Genomic DNA, 14,249 nt, shown 5'->3' on the forward strand with positions numbered 1-14,249 from the left:
GCAACATTAGATATGAGGGTGAATATGTCCCCCGAGTATCGCTTTAGTAATAGCTTGGTAGCGATTCGTCGCGCCAAGCTTATTGCAAGCATTCGAAATGTGAAACTTTGCCGTGCGTTCTGAGCAACCGATTATTGCGGCAATTTCCCATGCACTTTTGCCTTCCGCAGCCCAAGTTAAGCATTGAACTTCTCTATTGGTTAAAGACACCAAATGTTCGTTGTCCTCAGAGTCAGACACAATGTTGTGAATGTTCTGGGTGAGCAAAGGGACAATCAATTGAGATGTGGCGATTCTAGCGCTGTCGACGTTGTAAGCTTTCTCATCAGACGTGGCGAAACTTAGCATACCAAACTCGCCCCTTAAACCGTGTATTGGGATGCTAAAGCCAGCGTTGAGGCCATTACAGCGAGCTTCTTCAAAAATGACGTTAGAACTGGATGTGTCTTGCTTGAACAGATCCCATCGTACTGGCAGAAAATGGGACATGCTGTACTTCACCACTGGGTCCACATGCATGAAGCCAGATTCATCATACTGTTCTCGCCAGGTAGCGGGGTAGTTATCGATAATGAGTGTCTTACCGTCAACCAAAGTGGGTTGGAACGAGAGTCCGAGCAAAAAGTATTCGTGGTCGATGATGTTATTTAACTTCAGTAAGATCTGTTTGAGCTGCTCTGGAGACGAAATGACTTGGTTCTCTTCGATCAGCTGCAAAATGGGTTGCATCATAGGCGACAAATTATTTGTTGTTATGTACTGACAGTTATATCAGATGAAATCCCTAGAGGCATGTTTTTAAATAAAAAAACAGTATGCCTATCCTAAATAATTTTTTATATCTAAGCTCAAGAGCTGGTGGAGTGGGGTATTCACACCACCAGCTCATTTTGCGTTACCCGTTAAGCTTTATCCGCATCAACGGCCGTTACTACGGCTCTACGAAGTTTGAATTGAGACAAAATAACCCCAGAAATAACCATTAAACCACCTAACACATGGTAGCTGTGGATAGTTTCGCCAAGCAATATGGCTGCTAGAGTCACTGCGAAAACCGGTAGCAGGTTCATAAACATTGCACTTGAGTCTGCGCCGATGAGGTCAATGGCTTTTACCCACATCCAAGGCGCTGCAATCGACCCTAAAATAGAGGCATAAGCGATGAGAGGCAAAGATGCTTGAGTGGGTAGTAACGTTTCGCTAGAAAGCCACAGCGGGATAAGCATGGCGACAGCAAAAAGCCCTTGGCTGTAGATAAGCGTCCAGTTACTCAAAGGCATTTTCCAGCGTTTAAGCAATACACAGTAAAGCGCGTATACCGAAGCTGAAAGAATGGTGAGGAAGTCACCTTGAGTCATATCTTTATCTAGGAAGAAACCAATGTCCCCTTTACCAAGCATAAATGCTAAGCCTGAAAGGGAAATAACACCTCCAGCGATACTCAGAGGTGATAAGCGTTTACCCAATAACGGTACACTAAGGAAGACGCTCAGTAGAGGAACTAAAGACGTGATCAGTGCCATGTTGGATGCTGTTGTTGTCAACCCGGCGTAGTACCCAAGAGACTGGTTAAGCACCATACCAAGCATTGCCAAGAAGGCGAGCTTAGAAAGGTAAGGCTTAATGACTTGCCACTGCTTAATGAACGTTGGCAAGCAGAATGGTGTAAGGATGAGCATGGCAACGAACCAACGATAAAAGCTCATAGAGCTCGGTTCGATTGCTGAAGCAGCCAGTTTATTTACGATGGAGTTCCCGCCCCAGATCATGACAGTGAAAAGCGGTAGTAGGTAGACCATGTGAGCTCCGTCGCAGTATAAGTGATAGTAACAAGTCTGACAGGTCTGTATGATTGTATGTATCTTCAAAAAGACATTCTGCGCGTTAGGAAGACAACTTTGAAAAGAGCAGCTCGTAACCTTCACCCTTCGTTATCAATTGACACTGCGCCATCAGATGTATTTATGAATTTTGAAGCGTTTTTGTCTAACACAGAGACGCGGGTTCATAGTCATCCTTGGGGGCAAATTCAGTTAATCAGTGGTGGCATTTTAGAAATGGAAGCAGAAGACACGCGTTTTCTAGCACCGCCTCATTTGGCTATTTGGGTGCCCGCGGGTATCAGCCACTGTAGCTTCAATCGTAAACCACTGGATTACTGTTCTTTGAATATTGCGTTGGACTTAACCAAACATTTCCCCAGCCAAACCAGCCTGATAAAAGTAACCCCAATTGTTTCTGCGATTGTTGATGACTTCAGGTCGAGGGACATTAACGTAGCGGAATCAGTGCAGGACAAGCGGTTGATTCAAGTGTTGCTCGACCAGCTGGCTACTGGTGAAGTTGAACACCACTTTCTACCTACAACAAACAACAAATACCTAGAGCCGATATTGGCAGCGGTAGAGGAGTCGCCGACCGACAACACCAGCTTAGGAGATTGGGCTGCAAAGGTGCATACCACGGAGCGAACGTTAGCGCGTCATTGCCAAACGGAATTGGGCATGAGTTTCACAGAGTGGCGTTTGCGAGTTCGATATCTCTATTCCATGGAGTTATTGCGAAAGGGGCACTCTGTTAAGGAAGTAGCATTTACACTGGGCTACAACCAAGCGAGCCCTTATATATCGATGTTCAAGAAGTACTCTGGCTTAACTCCAGAACAATATAAAAACCGGCTGCTATAGCCAGTTTTTTATCTTTCGTTTTATCAGCCGACAGTGCGTGTTAGCGCTGAGACAATACGTAGTCTAAACCACCAATGATGGCTGCCACTTGTGCATGATTACACTCGTCGTCAGTGACTTTTGGGCTGTCTGGGTAAACTTCGGTAGTCGTACCGTACTGACAATTCGTTACGCCGCCACAAAGGCCAAGCTTTTTCATGGAGTAGTTAATTACGCCATCTTGTACGACTTCAGAGCCGATGATTTTGCCATCCTCGTCAGCAGGAGCAATATGAGTCACTTTTCTAACCGACTCAATGACCGCTGCTTGGAAGTCTGGCACTGGGTTCTCTGTGTCACCAACAGTGTAAAAACCGTCTGGGATCATGCCTTCAATGTATTCAATTCCGTCACGAGCTGCCAGAGCTGGGCGGAACTCGGTTTCGTCGGTATCGGTTGTCTCATGAAGATCGATGTGAATGAGTACATCACCTAGCGTTGAGACTAACTTCATTAAGTTGGCAGATTCTTCTGCTGGCGAATCTTGATAGAACGAGCGATTTGGATCCACTGCATTTGGGTTCCAACGGTTAATCGTCTCGTATCCCCAAGGGCTGACACAAGGAGCAACGACAATGTTGAAGTATTGGCTGTAGTGCTGAGCTTGAGTCTCTACAAACTTTAACGCACCGTGCACACCACTGGTTTCATAACCGTGCACGCCACCAGTGACTAGCACAGTGGGCTTGTTGTCATCCCAATTAGGGCTCTTGATGCAAAATAATGGATAGCGCTGTTCATCGTAGGAAAGAGCGCCATATTGTTCGACGAGAAACTTAGAGGCGAGCGCCTTAATTTTGGGTACGACTTCTTGTTGATATTCTCGCTTAATGGTGGTTTGAGCGCGCCAAGCTTTACGTTCCTCTTGTCCCCACTTTTCTCCGCTTGTTCCAATCGGGTAGGAGTATGAGCTGTGCATCGTTTTACCTCTTCTTCTTTTTGTTGTTTTTGTTATACATCAGTCGGTTGAACAGGTTTGTTAGCAAAGGCTGCCCTCTAACATAAACCCTGATACTGAATTCCCTACCTGTAAGTAGAAATACGTATTGCCAACGAATAGGGATGGCATATCAACGACCAGTGTGTATCTTTGCAGCTTAAAACGGCAGCGCAACTAGAGCAACGATTATTGATATTGATAATGTTAGCTGGTGAGTTATTCGTCAGGATTGGTGTTTTAGTCGGCAAATCCTCAGTGGATAAAGGGTTGGCGAGATGTAAGGAGAGGTCAATGAGTCTAGTCAGCGAGCTCTTTTGTAACCACTTCAGTAATTACATCGACCAGTATTTGGCTTGACTGTGCGCCAGCGATAAGGTGTTTTTGATTCAAAATGATTGCAGGGACGGCATTGATACCCGCTTCGATCCACTGCTGTTCAGTAGACGCGACGGTTTCAGCCCAAGAAGGATCGTCTATCACTTTCTGAGCTAGATCAGCATCTAAACCGATGGAAGTGGCAATTTCAATCAACACTGATGGTTGACTGATATCCATCCGTTTAGAGAAATAGGCTTTGAAAAGGGCGAGTTCCAGCGCTTGTTGTTTGGCATCACTTTGCGCCCACATTAGCAGTTGATGCGCTTTTCGAGTGTTGTATATGCGCATTTCGTCGTAAAAGTCGAACTGAAAGCCCAAGTCTGCGCCGAGTTGAGTCAGAGTTTCTCTTGCAGACGCACTTGCTTCATCCGATGTCCCGTACTTGGCGGCCAAATGTTCTTTGAGGTTTTGACCTTCAATCGGCATAGCTGGGTTAAGCTCAAAAGGGTGCCAGTGGATGTCAGCTACAACAAGGTCAGACAACTGCTCAAGTGCAACTTCAAGGCGCTTGTAACCGATGATGCACCATGGGCAAACGACATCAGAAACAATATCAATTCGCAGTGTTGACATAGGCCCTCCTGTGAATACCTCGATTGGTGGTTAGTACTCGTTATAGTATAGCGCGCCCTCTACGCCCCCTAACTCATACGCCAATTTTCCCCAGTAGGGGGAATCAAAGCTCGTGAGATTGAATATAATCTCAGTTTGCCAGTACCACTACAAATTTATCATACAGACTGACAAAATTGGATCGCGAGTACAAAAAATGACCATGTCAGTCGGTATAACAAAGGAAAGTAACAACATGAAAACTGTGCATCATACCGACGTAATTCTTCACGCCTTTGATTGGCCATATCTTTCGGTTGCAGAGCAAGCTCATGAAATAGCGAAAGCAGGGTACAAATCTGTTTTGGTTTCTCCTCCAATGAAGTCCCTATGTACTAAAAGCGGCACCAAATGGTGGCAACGCTATCAGCCTCAAGATTATCGCGTAATTGATAACCAGTTGGGAAACACGGTCGATTTCAAAGCAATGATTACCGCCTTAAAGGAGCATGACATTCGCACTTATGTGGATGTGGTGTTCAACCATATGGCGAACGAGTCTTCGATTCGAAATGATCTCCAGTATCCTAGCCAAGCAGAGTTAGACAGCTATCAGTCAAACAGCCAATATTTTGAATCAGTGAAGCTATTCGGTGATCTCTCTGAGCCTATTTTTACGGAAGAAGACTTTGTAGAAGCATTTGGGATTGAAGATTGGCAAGACAAGTGGGAAGTACAAAATGGCCGGATAACGGGGGGCCCAACCGATCCAGGTTTGCCTACACTTCGAGACAGTGATTACGTGGTCGAGCAGCAAAAACTCTACTTAAAAGCGATGAAATCGCTTGGTGTTAAAGGGTTTCGAATTGACGCGGCAAAGCACATTACCCTAGAACAACTCAAAAAAGTTTGGAGTGATGATATTACTGAAGGTATCCATATCTTTGGGGAGATCATTACCGATGGTGGAGCGACGAAGGCCGAATATGAGTTGTTCTTACAACCTTACTTAGAGCAAACACGGCTTGGTGCCTACGACTTCCCGTTGTTTCAAACGGTGTTTGACTCGCTGCAGCCAAAAGGGTCATTGAAATCACTCATCGACCCATATTGTTTTGGCCAAGCACTGTCTAAACCAAGAGCGATCACCTTTGCCATCACACACGATATTCCAAACAACGATGTGTTTGCCGATATGGTGATGGACGAGTCATTAGAAGGGTTAGCCTATAGCTATATATTGGGGCGAGATGGCGGAGTGCCGTTGATTTACACCGATCTTGATACTAGCGGGATAGTAAATTCTTGCAAGAAACCGCGTTGGGTAGATTCTTGGAATGATCCTCAAATGGTTGCAAGAATAGAGTTCCACAACCGAATGCATGGGCTTCGCATGTCTGTAATTGAAGCATGTGATGATCTCCTAGCGTTTAAACGTGGAGATAAAGGTATTGTTGTGCTGAACAAGTCACGTAAGCCGAAGAGAATGTCTCTTCCTGTGTCTGGTGAGTGGTTTGAATTACTCAGTGCTCAGAAATACTCTACTGTTAAAAGAGAGCTTTCTGTGGTTGTCCCGCCACAACAGAGTATGATGCTAGTTAAACAAGGCGCACTATCTAAGAGCTAGTACGCCACGCTTATCCGTATAGGTCTCTTGCCTAAAAATCTTCACCTAGAACCAAGAGTGCGATTTGTTCGCACTCTTCTTCATTACCCGCAAATAATTGTTCAATAACGACAGCTTTTTTCTGGCCAGATTGAATGCGCTTTTTAGCTTCACGTACCGTCAAGACCATAAGCACATCACGAGCTAACGAAGAATCGCTATCAGGTTGCCAAGATGAAATTGCTTGGCTCAACAGGTTGAGAGACAGAAGTGGCTTCAGCGTGCCGATTTCATTTCGCACAACGGTCAGCATATCTTGGCTATGCTCCACAGACGATGTTTTGGTTGCTAGTCGGTCGAGCAGGGCAAGCGTTAGGTCGTTAAGTTCTACGTATCCTGCCTGGCTTGGGAAAGAGTCAGTTAAGCGAGCAGAAAAGTGTACTTGTTGTACTTTCGAACCTGGAAAAAAGGACAGTGAGCATAAGCAATCAAATGGAATCCACATTGCTTCACCTGCTTCGACCGTGTACTCATGTTTTCCTAATCGAACCAAGACGAGGCCATGAATCACTCGTACCAAACTGTATTTAATTACTTTTTTACGCGGTGTCGTAATTAGGTAGTTAAACTGCTCGTATTGATGTTCAATGGCGTAATTCATTAATTCGTCTCCAAAAATGGGGCGCTAAGGTTACCTTTTCTTCCCAAAAATGCCAATAGCGTGGTAGTTTATTGACCATCTTCTGGTCTGACCTTGAGTATTCTCAGACGTCTGTTGCTGATAACCATAAAAACTATGCGTAGAATAGGCCAGCTTTTTATTTGATGTAGTGAAAAATGAGTTCTAATACTGACCCTTATGTAGACATTCGTCCGTATAACGACGAAGAAATTCCATCCGCTATCGATCGGCTTATTAACGATGAAGAGTTTATCAGTGCGATTTTACAGCATCGATTCTCTAATCATGCCCCTTGGTTCAAAGCGGTTATGAGCCCATTTGTGAAAGCTTACCTGAAGTTTAAGTGGGCCAAATTAACTTCTGTTGAAGCGATTCAAATGGAAGTGAAGAAGTACCTCACTAAGACATTAGAAACCACTACAAATGGTGTGACGTACACAGGTCTAGATAAGCTGGATAAGAGCACGGCGTATTTGTTTGTGTCTAACCACCGCGACATCGCGATGGATCCAGCGCTCGTGAACTATGGCTTACACCAAGAGAACCACAGAACGGTTCGTATTGCTATTGGTGATAACTTGCTTAAAAAGCCATGTGCGACAGAACTAATGCGATTGAACAAGAGTTTCATTGTGAAACGTTCGGCAAAAGGCCCTCGTGAAATGATGAAAGCTCTAGGTACACTGTCTAGCTACATCAAACACTCTTTAGACACTGGGAATTCTATCTGGATCGCTCAGAAAGAAGGTCGTGCCAAAGATGGCAACGATTTTACCGATCCAGCGATTTTGAAGATGTTCCACGTAGAAGGTCGCAAACAAAAAGTAGCCTTCCCGGACTACATTAAGTCTCTGAAAATCGTCCCAGTATCGATTGCTTACGAAAATGACCCGTGTGATATCGCTAAAGCACGTGAGTTGTATGAGAAAGCGACCAATGGCAGCTATGAAAAAGGTGAATTTGAAGATATCGAAAGCATCATTCAGGGCATTGTGGGTAATAAAGGCCGCATTCACGTCGCGTTTGGTGACGTTATTTCCGATACCTTTGAAACGCCTGAAGAGCTCGCTGCAGAAATTGATCGTCAGATCCACGCAAACTACAACCTGTACCCAATTAACCATTTGGCTGCAGGCAATGAACAGAGCGTTGAATCTGCGGTGCGCAGCCATTTAGACGAGAAGCTTCAAGCGCTTCCGGAAGATGCGCATCAGTACTTGTTAGACAGCTACGCTAACCCAGTACGTAACCAAGCGTAAATTTGCTGAGTTACAAAACAAAAAAGAGAGGCTGATGCCTCTCTTTTTTGTTTGCTCAGTCTACACGTTAACGAGCTACCGCTCCGCCCAGTGTTAAATTGCTTGGCCATTTAGTCACGACGTTGCCTCCAAGGAATATATTGCCATTGACTGTCATAGTGTCTGGGAAAGTCGTTATTTTTGAACCGCCAATAAACAAATTGCCTTCGACAGTCAGGCCCTCAGGTAGCTGCTCAAGGGGGGTTCTAATGACACTCAAGTCGCCTTTGACATAAAAACGCGGAGGGAGTGAGGTAACTTTGGTGTCGGTTAGGTTGATAAAACCGCCGACTTGGATTCCGCCAGGCCATCGAGTGAGTTCGCTGCCTAACAAGTTTGCAAACCCCTTAATTTTAGTGCCTTTTTCAATGCGCTTTAGTTTGCTATTTGAGGCATCCAAGCTCCCTTGAATATCCAAGCCCTTAGGTAGGCGCTCAATCGATGTTTTTGCAATATTGAGGTTTCCTTTGACCTGTAGACCATCGGGTAGCGCTGTATAGGGTTTATTGCGTAGATCTAAGTTACCGTAGTTGTCTAAATGATTGAGCATACGGTAGTAATCAAGCGGCTCGGCAGCGGCGTGAGTAGAAAGTAGGCTTAGGGTCAAGAAGAGTAGTGCTGCCTTCATAAATGGCCAAGAAGTCGATGATACAAACATAGTGGTAGTATCGGTGGCTTTGTTTGGCAGTGCAATGGCAAGCCGACAATTTGTGATTTTATGTCAGCGGCTTAGCTGTTTTTTTTGTGTGTGGATGGAAAGGGCAGTATTGGATGTGTGTGAGGAATAAAAAACGAGCCCAAGGGCTCGTTTTTAGTAATTAGACTCATCGTGAGATAGAGCGAGATTTCAATTCAAAAATCAGTTTTTCAGCGCTAACTTCGAACTTGAAGCGGGCAGTCAGTTCTTTAGACTCGTCAGACACAGGGCTAAGTTCGTGCTCGACGTTTGCGCAGACTTGTTGTGCCAATGTCAGGTATTTTTGGAATTCGCCATCTAGCTGTTCTTTGTTATTGGCAAAAATCGTGACTTCTGCGACGTCGTCACCTTCTTTGATAATAAAGCCCATTTCGCCAGCACAGCCACATGCTTCACATACTTCAGCTTCGGTTTGTTCGATGCTCATTAGGTACTCCTTAAAGAAATTAGGGCTATTCTACAATTGAATTTGATCTTCATCTACAAAAACGGAGTCAAATTAAAGCCGCAAGAAACGGTATGTTATGTTGATATCGGGTATGTAACTGTCTTCCTATATACCTCCAGCCTGCTTTGTTACATGTGATGTAGATCATATAAATGCGTAACAGTGTGTCAGAATTCTGTGGGGTATCGTTTCCCTGAGTTGTGTATTGGCTGGTTTTATAACATCATCCCGATGGATAAAATATTTATATAACCAATGCAGCAAGCTATCACATTTGTTAGCTAGATATGTTGCACAAACAAAAGTGAAAAATTAGTTTCGCTTTGGTGAGTCGGATTGTTTTAGGCTATGCTGTTCGGAATAAACAGCTTGGTTTAAGCCAACCGATGAAAAGTCTTCATGGCGTACAAAACTATATATAAATCGCTGTGAATCATTGTGGACAAACCGTAGAGATTTTCATTCAAGACTCAATTTGAGTCAGATGGATTTACAGAGAGAAGAGCCTCACCATGCCTAAACGTAGTAAAGAAGATACTGAGATCACTATCCAGAAAATTATGGATGCAGTGGTCGACCAACTGTTAAGACTGGGCTACGACAAGATGTCGTACACCACTCTGAGTCAACAGACGGGCGTATCACGTACTGGTATTAGCCACCACTTTCCGAAAAAGACCGATTTTACCGCTGCTTTAGATGGTCGTATTTTCAGATTGTTTATCGAACACTTAGACTTTGAAAACGGCCTAGAAGCGTTTTCACAGAGTTGGATTGAATCACTAGAGAACGAAGAGTTCTTAGCGATTCTTCGTTTGCTGTTCCACCATATTGTAACAACCGAAAACGCGCATGAGTTTGCTGCGCAAGGTGTAGACCGCTTGTACAAGCTGTTAGAAACCCAATTTGGTGAGGCTAGTGCACGTGAGCTGGAGTGGCTCATGGGTTGCTCGTTGATTCGAATGACCAAATAAAAACAGTTCATTATCAAGCCCTCATTCGAGGGCTTTTTACTTTCTCCCTTTCTCTTGAGCAACGCTTGCCATTAAACGTTGAATAACAGTGACATACTCTTTTATCTAACGGCATTTTCTTTTCCCAACTTCGCTTCTTATAATCTTGGCAATATAAATGTGAAAATATCATTACGTTTGGGATCTTGTCCGGTAACTATCTGTTACACTGTATTTATTCGACAGTAAAATAGTAGTAGGTGATCGCATGTCTTATCCCGTACTCATCTGTGATGACTCTGCGCTTGCGCGCAAGCAGATGGCACGTTCTCTTCCTGCATCACTCAACGCAGATATCACTTTTGCAGTGCACGGTTTAGATGCACTGGACCAACTAGCCCAAAATGAATTCAAATTGATGTTTTTGGATCTGACGATGCCCGAGCTGGATGGCTTTGGTACGTTAGAAGAAATCCAAAAGCGAGGCTATTCGATCCCTGTAGTTGTTGTGTCTGGGGATATTCAGCCTAAAGCCAAAGAACGCGTGACCGCACTTGGCGCAAAAGCCTTTATTCAAAAGCCCATCGATAAACAAATTCTCAACGATGTATTAAAAGAACTTGTAGAGCCAGTTACCCAGCCGCGTATAGTGACTCCAGTATCGGTTGAGCTGCCAATACTTCGTCGCCGAGATGTGTATATGGAAGTGGCAAACGTTTCGATTGGACGCGCAGCTGATGCGTTAGCGCGACATTTTGATGTGTTTGTGCACTTGCCATTGCCTAACGTAAATATATTGGAGTTGAGTGAACTCCATATGGCCCTTCGTGACCTTGCTGAAAATGACCAAGTTTCTGGCGTGTGTCAGGGCTTCAGTGGTGAAGGTATTGCGGGCGAAGCTTTGGTGCTGCTTAGTGATTCCAGTGTTTCGGATCTGAAGAAGCTTATGAAGATCCCAGCAGACAGCGAAGAGCTAGAAGAATTAGAACTTTTGATGGACGTATCCAACATCCTTGTGGGGTCTTTTCTTAACGGCTTGGGAGAACAATCTGAAGTGCGTTTCTTCCAGAGTTCACCTGTGTTGTTAGGCCAGCATATTTCTATCGATTCGGTAATTTCTTCGACGACGGGGTCATTTAAAAAGACCATGACCTTCGAGGTAAGTTATAACATCGATGGCACTTCGATTCGCTGTGATTTACTGTTTATGTTCGTTGACGAGTCACTCCCTCTGCTCGATAACAAGCTAGCCTATTTGATGGAGGACTTTTGATGTTGAATCTTCCTGCTGAATTTGAGCAATTCCACTGGATGGTGGACATGGTGCAAAATGTCGATATGGGATTGATCGTTATCGACAGGGACTACAATGTGCAAGTGTGGAATGGCTTTATGACTCATCACAGTGGTAAGCAATCTCATGATGCGATTGGAAAGTCACTGTTTGAACTGTTTCCTGAGATCCCTCAAGAGTGGTTTAAGTTTAAGACAAAGCCTGTTTATGACCTTGGTTGTCGAAGCTTTATCACTTGGCAGCAACGGCCATATTTATTCCGTTGTCGTAACGTGAGGCCAGTTACCCAGCAAGCGGATTTCATGTACCAAAATGTCACACTGAATCCGATGCGTACCCCAACGGGAGAAATTAAATCTCTATTTCTTTCGATCCAAGATGCGACTGCGGAAGCCTTGATTTCTGGTAAAGCTTGAAGCCTTACCGCTGCTGAACTTCGGTATCTATAATAATCACTATGTCAACTAAGCCAAGGTTTTCCTTGGCTTTTTTGTCTATGCTTATAACGAATAATAATTGCCTCTAGAGACCTCTACTGATGGATGAACAAGCTCGTTTTTACACGGCGCAGCAAGTTAAATCGGGTGAGCAGAAAGCCGCCAAAGATTGCCAAGTCGAAATGTATGCCTTGATGGAACGTGCGGGCTTAGCCGTGTTTCAAACTATTAAGCGGCAGTTTCCAAGTGTACGGCGAGTGCTTGTGTGTTGCGGTGGAGGCAATAATGGTGGTGATGGTTATGTCGTAGCAAGATTGCTACTTGAAGCAGGAGTCAACGTTGAGCTTTGGTCAGCGGTAGATATAGAAAAGCTTACTGGCGACGCTAAGTCAGCGTATCAAGCCTATATCGGTGCTGGTGGCCGCGTTGAAAAGCCAGCTCTCGCGATAGTGAGCGACGTTGAACTGATCGTCGACGCGATACTCGGTACGGGGTTAACAGGAGAAGTTCGCGTTGCGCAGCGATCGATAATCGAACTGATCAATGCTCACTCGGCTAAAGTAATCTCGGTAGATATACCTTCGGGGCTTTGTGCTGATACAGGGAGTGTATTGGGTGTGGCCATCGAAGCGTTCTATACAGTCACGTTTATTGGAATGAAACAGGGGTTAGTGACAGGGCAAGCACGAAATCATACCGGTAAGTTTGTTTATGATGGGTTAGGGGTATCTGAAACCTTCCATAGGCAGAATGTGCCGGCTACCTTGGCTATCGATTCACGTTGTTGGCAATCATCTTTACCGAAACGTAAACCCGCTTCTCACAAATCAACGCATGGCAAGGTAGCGTTAATAGGCGGCGAGCAAGGTTTCTCCGGTGCCATTATTCTTTCTGGGAACGCATCTGCTCGATCAGGCGCAGGCCTTACTGCAGTGCTGACTAACGAAGTGAGCATAGCGCCAATGTTAAATCACTGCCCTGAAGTTATGGTTTCAAACTGGCAAAGTATGGCTTTTGTCGCCAAACGGGTTGATTGGTCTGATGCCATTGCTCTTGGTCCCGGGCTATCCACGTCAAATCATGCTCGTTCACTGTTTGAATTAGTACGCCGTTATGACAAAGCAAAAGTGTTGGATGCAGATGCTTTGACGTTATTGGCTGAAAATCCCTTCAAAGACGATAACCGAATACTAACGCCTCACCCTGGTGAAGCAGCACGCTTGTTGGCATGTTCAATTAAAGAAGTCGAATCGAATCGTTTCCAAGCAGTGACTCAGCTACAGCAAATCTATGGAGGGGTTATTGTTCTCAAAGGTGCTGGTACGCTAGTACATGATGGACAAACCATCTATGTTTGCACCGCCGGTAACGCTGGAATGGGTTCTGGTGGAATGGGGGATGTATTAACGGGCGTTATTGTCAGCTTATTGGCGCAGGGCATGTCGTTGAGTGATGCTGCGCTGACAGGGGTTCAGCTACATAGTGTCGCAGCAGACGAACTTGCAACTGAATTTGGCTCAAGAGGGCTACTCGCAAGCGACCTAATTCCAGCTATTCGCCGCCTGATGAATCAATGATGACTTAAACTGAACAATAACCATTTAAAGTCGATAGTGTGCACCGAATAAAATCGCCGAGTTTTTGTAATCTCCCTCTAAGTCTTGGTAGTTGTACTCGATACTAAACTCGAGATTCGGCTGCATGCGTGAAGGAATTGTGGCACCAATGCCGAAGTAAGGATTAGTGCCAGAGGTGTCAATGGTGGTGTTAGGAGCACTAGTCACATTCACTTCTTCTAGGGTTGTATGGCTCAGCCCACCTTTCGCATACAGCATACCGATATTGCGTATCGGGTGTTCAATTCTAGCCCCGCCATAAAAGCCTTTATAACCGGCCTCAATTGTTTCATCTAGCGAGTTCACATATTCAGCGGTGCTGATCACCGTGTCTGTGTAGCCCACGTCGAAGCCGATGAATGGTGTAAAAAAGTAGCTGTAACCTACATTGGTCACCCAAGTGTCATCTTTACCAAATGGCCCTTTGAGCTCAGCGTAACCGGTATCGATATAGATTTGGTGTGGTGATGAAGCCGCCAGAGATACAGCGGGCTTAATAAGTAGTAGTGCGATAATAAATAAGCTTGAGTAGGTTACTTTCATCACTTCACTCCATGTTAATGATGACTTGGTATTCATGTTGTTGTTCTTTTGACGTTATGAATAAATTAAAGCAATAACC

15 protein-coding genes are annotated in these 14,249 nt (G+C 44.8%); 7 read left to right on the forward strand and 8 right to left on the reverse strand.

Going from position 1 to position 14,249, the window contains the following annotated elements; genetic code table 11:
* Positions 1-6 precede the first annotated feature (6 nt).
* Together J4N42_RS17335 and J4N42_RS17340 are read right to left on the reverse strand one after the other, a co-directional pair.
* Positions 7-729, reverse strand: a complete 723-nt coding sequence (locus J4N42_RS17335) for a LuxR family transcriptional regulator (protein ID WP_252034194.1) — start codon at positions 727-729, stop codon at positions 7-9.
* Positions 730-902: 173 nt separating this feature from the next.
* Positions 903-1,799 (reverse strand): DMT family transporter, encoded by an 897-nt coding sequence (locus tag J4N42_RS17340; protein ID WP_252033822.1) that lies wholly within the window; start codon positions 1,797-1,799, stop codon positions 903-905.
* Positions 1,800-1,898: 99 nt separating this feature from the next.
* Here J4N42_RS17340 and J4N42_RS17345 point away from each other — a divergent pair, with 99 nt between their 5' ends.
* The gene (locus J4N42_RS17345) at positions 1,899-2,687 is read left to right on the forward strand and encodes an AraC family transcriptional regulator (RefSeq protein ID WP_252033824.1); all 789 of its coding nucleotides are present in this window, start codon (positions 1,899-1,901) and stop codon (positions 2,685-2,687) included.
* A 40-nt stretch (positions 2,688-2,727) separates the two neighbouring features.
* On the opposite strand, the gene J4N42_RS17350 is transcribed toward J4N42_RS17345, so the two are convergent.
* Both J4N42_RS17350 and J4N42_RS17355 read right to left on the reverse strand, forming a co-directional pair.
* Positions 2,728-3,645 carry a M14 family metallopeptidase gene (locus tag J4N42_RS17350; protein ID WP_252033825.1) on the reverse strand — a complete coding sequence of 306 codons (918 nt, stop codon included), beginning with the start codon at positions 3,643-3,645 and terminating at the stop codon, positions 2,728-2,730.
* 318 nt (positions 3,646-3,963) lie between these two features.
* The gene (locus tag J4N42_RS17355; protein WP_252033827.1) at positions 3,964-4,617 is read right to left on the reverse strand and encodes a DsbA family oxidoreductase; all 654 of its coding nucleotides are present in this window, start codon (positions 4,615-4,617) and stop codon (positions 3,964-3,966) included.
* A gap of 235 nt (positions 4,618-4,852) precedes the next feature.
* Between J4N42_RS17355 and J4N42_RS17360 the strand changes: the two genes are divergently transcribed.
* Complete coding sequence (locus J4N42_RS17360) at positions 4,853-6,223, forward strand: alpha-amylase family glycosyl hydrolase (RefSeq protein ID WP_252033828.1); 1,371 nt, start codon at positions 4,853-4,855, stop codon at positions 6,221-6,223.
* A gap of 31 nt (positions 6,224-6,254) precedes the next feature.
* Here J4N42_RS17360 and J4N42_RS17365 read toward each other — a convergent pair whose 3' ends face one another.
* Positions 6,255-6,863, reverse strand: a complete 609-nt coding sequence (locus J4N42_RS17365) for an AraC family transcriptional regulator (RefSeq protein WP_252033830.1) — start codon at positions 6,861-6,863, stop codon at positions 6,255-6,257.
* A gap of 176 nt (positions 6,864-7,039) precedes the next feature.
* On the opposite strand from J4N42_RS17365, the gene J4N42_RS17370 reads away from it, so the two are divergent.
* Entirely contained in the window at positions 7,040-8,143 is a 1,104-nt protein-coding gene (locus J4N42_RS17370; protein ID WP_252033831.1) for a 1-acyl-sn-glycerol-3-phosphate acyltransferase, read from the forward strand.
* A 67-nt stretch (positions 8,144-8,210) separates the two neighbouring features.
* On the opposite strand, the gene J4N42_RS17375 is transcribed toward J4N42_RS17370, so the two are convergent.
* Positions 8,211-8,810, reverse strand: a complete 600-nt coding sequence (locus J4N42_RS17375; protein ID WP_252034196.1) for a hypothetical protein — start codon at positions 8,808-8,810, stop codon at positions 8,211-8,213.
* 196 nt (positions 8,811-9,006) lie between these two features.
* Complete coding sequence (locus J4N42_RS17380) at positions 9,007-9,306, reverse strand: YfcZ/YiiS family protein (RefSeq protein ID WP_252033833.1); 300 nt, start codon at positions 9,304-9,306, stop codon at positions 9,007-9,009.
* 533 nt (positions 9,307-9,839) lie between these two features.
* Here J4N42_RS17380 and J4N42_RS17385 point away from each other — a divergent pair.
* The 4 genes from J4N42_RS17385 to J4N42_RS17400 all read left to right on the forward strand — a co-directional run bounded on the left by J4N42_RS17385 (position 9,840) and on the right by J4N42_RS17400 (position 13,588).
* Complete coding sequence (locus J4N42_RS17385; protein WP_252033835.1) at positions 9,840-10,301, forward strand: TetR/AcrR family transcriptional regulator; 462 nt, start codon at positions 9,840-9,842, stop codon at positions 10,299-10,301.
* Positions 10,302-10,548: 247 nt separating this feature from the next.
* Positions 10,549-11,553, forward strand: a complete 1,005-nt coding sequence (locus J4N42_RS17390; protein WP_252033837.1) for a response regulator — start codon at positions 10,549-10,551, stop codon at positions 11,551-11,553.
* On the forward strand, positions 11,553-11,990 hold the full coding sequence (locus J4N42_RS17395) for a PAS domain-containing protein (RefSeq protein WP_252033839.1): 438 nt from the start codon (positions 11,553-11,555) through the stop codon (positions 11,988-11,990). Before J4N42_RS17390 ends, J4N42_RS17395 begins: the two co-directional genes overlap by 1 nt.
* A gap of 122 nt (positions 11,991-12,112) precedes the next feature.
* Positions 12,113-13,588 carry an NAD(P)H-hydrate dehydratase gene (locus tag J4N42_RS17400; RefSeq protein WP_252033841.1) on the forward strand — a complete coding sequence of 492 codons (1,476 nt, stop codon included), beginning with the start codon at positions 12,113-12,115 and terminating at the stop codon, positions 13,586-13,588.
* A gap of 24 nt (positions 13,589-13,612) precedes the next feature.
* Here the strand turns inward: J4N42_RS17400 and J4N42_RS17405 are convergent, their stop codons facing one another.
* Positions 13,613-14,206, reverse strand: coding sequence for a porin family protein (locus tag J4N42_RS17405; RefSeq protein WP_252033843.1), 594 nt, complete (start codon positions 14,204-14,206; stop codon positions 13,613-13,615).
* Positions 14,207-14,249 lie beyond the last annotated feature (43 nt).

The organism is Vibrio sp. SCSIO 43135 (assembly GCF_023716665.1).
In the GTDB taxonomy this organism is placed as follows: Bacteria; Pseudomonadota; Gammaproteobacteria; order Enterobacterales; family Vibrionaceae; genus Vibrio; species Vibrio paucivorans.

Bases quoted from the DNA above. Each gene is read 5' to 3' on its own strand.
- J4N42_RS17380 (WP_252033833.1), bottom strand. From the start codon at position 9,306: ATGAGCATCGAACAAACCGAAGCTGAAGTATGTGAAGCATGTGGCTGT.
- J4N42_RS17350 (WP_252033825.1), bottom strand. From the start codon at position 3,645: ATGCACAGCTCATACTCCTACCCGATTGGAACAAGCGGAGAAAAGTGG.
- J4N42_RS17370 (WP_252033831.1), top strand. From the start codon at position 7,040: ATGAGTTCTAATACTGACCCTTATGTAGACATTCGTCCGTATAACGAC.
- J4N42_RS17385 (WP_252033835.1), top strand. From the start codon at position 9,840: ATGCCTAAACGTAGTAAAGAAGATACTGAGATCACTATCCAGAAAATT.
- J4N42_RS17360 (WP_252033828.1), top strand. From the start codon at position 4,853: ATGAAAACTGTGCATCATACCGACGTAATTCTTCACGCCTTTGATTGG.
- J4N42_RS17355 (WP_252033827.1), bottom strand. From the start codon at position 4,617: ATGTCAACACTGCGAATTGATATTGTTTCTGATGTCGTTTGCCCATGG.
- J4N42_RS17335 (WP_252034194.1), bottom strand. From the start codon at position 729: ATGCAACCCATTTTGCAGCTGATCGAAGAGAACCAAGTCATTTCGTCT.
- J4N42_RS17400 (WP_252033841.1), top strand. From the start codon at position 12,113: ATGGATGAACAAGCTCGTTTTTACACGGCGCAGCAAGTTAAATCGGGT.
- J4N42_RS17390 (WP_252033837.1), top strand. From the start codon at position 10,549: ATGTCTTATCCCGTACTCATCTGTGATGACTCTGCGCTTGCGCGCAAG.
- J4N42_RS17405 (WP_252033843.1), bottom strand. From the start codon at position 14,206: ATGAATACCAAGTCATCATTAACATGGAGTGAAGTGATGAAAGTAACC.
- J4N42_RS17375 (WP_252034196.1), bottom strand. From the start codon at position 8,810: ATGAAGGCAGCACTACTCTTCTTGACCCTAAGCCTACTTTCTACTCAC.
- J4N42_RS17365 (WP_252033830.1), bottom strand. From the start codon at position 6,863: ATGAATTACGCCATTGAACATCAATACGAGCAGTTTAACTACCTAATT.
- J4N42_RS17340 (WP_252033822.1), bottom strand. From the start codon at position 1,799: ATGGTCTACCTACTACCGCTTTTCACTGTCATGATCTGGGGCGGGAAC.
- J4N42_RS17395 (WP_252033839.1), top strand. From the start codon at position 11,553: ATGTTGAATCTTCCTGCTGAATTTGAGCAATTCCACTGGATGGTGGAC.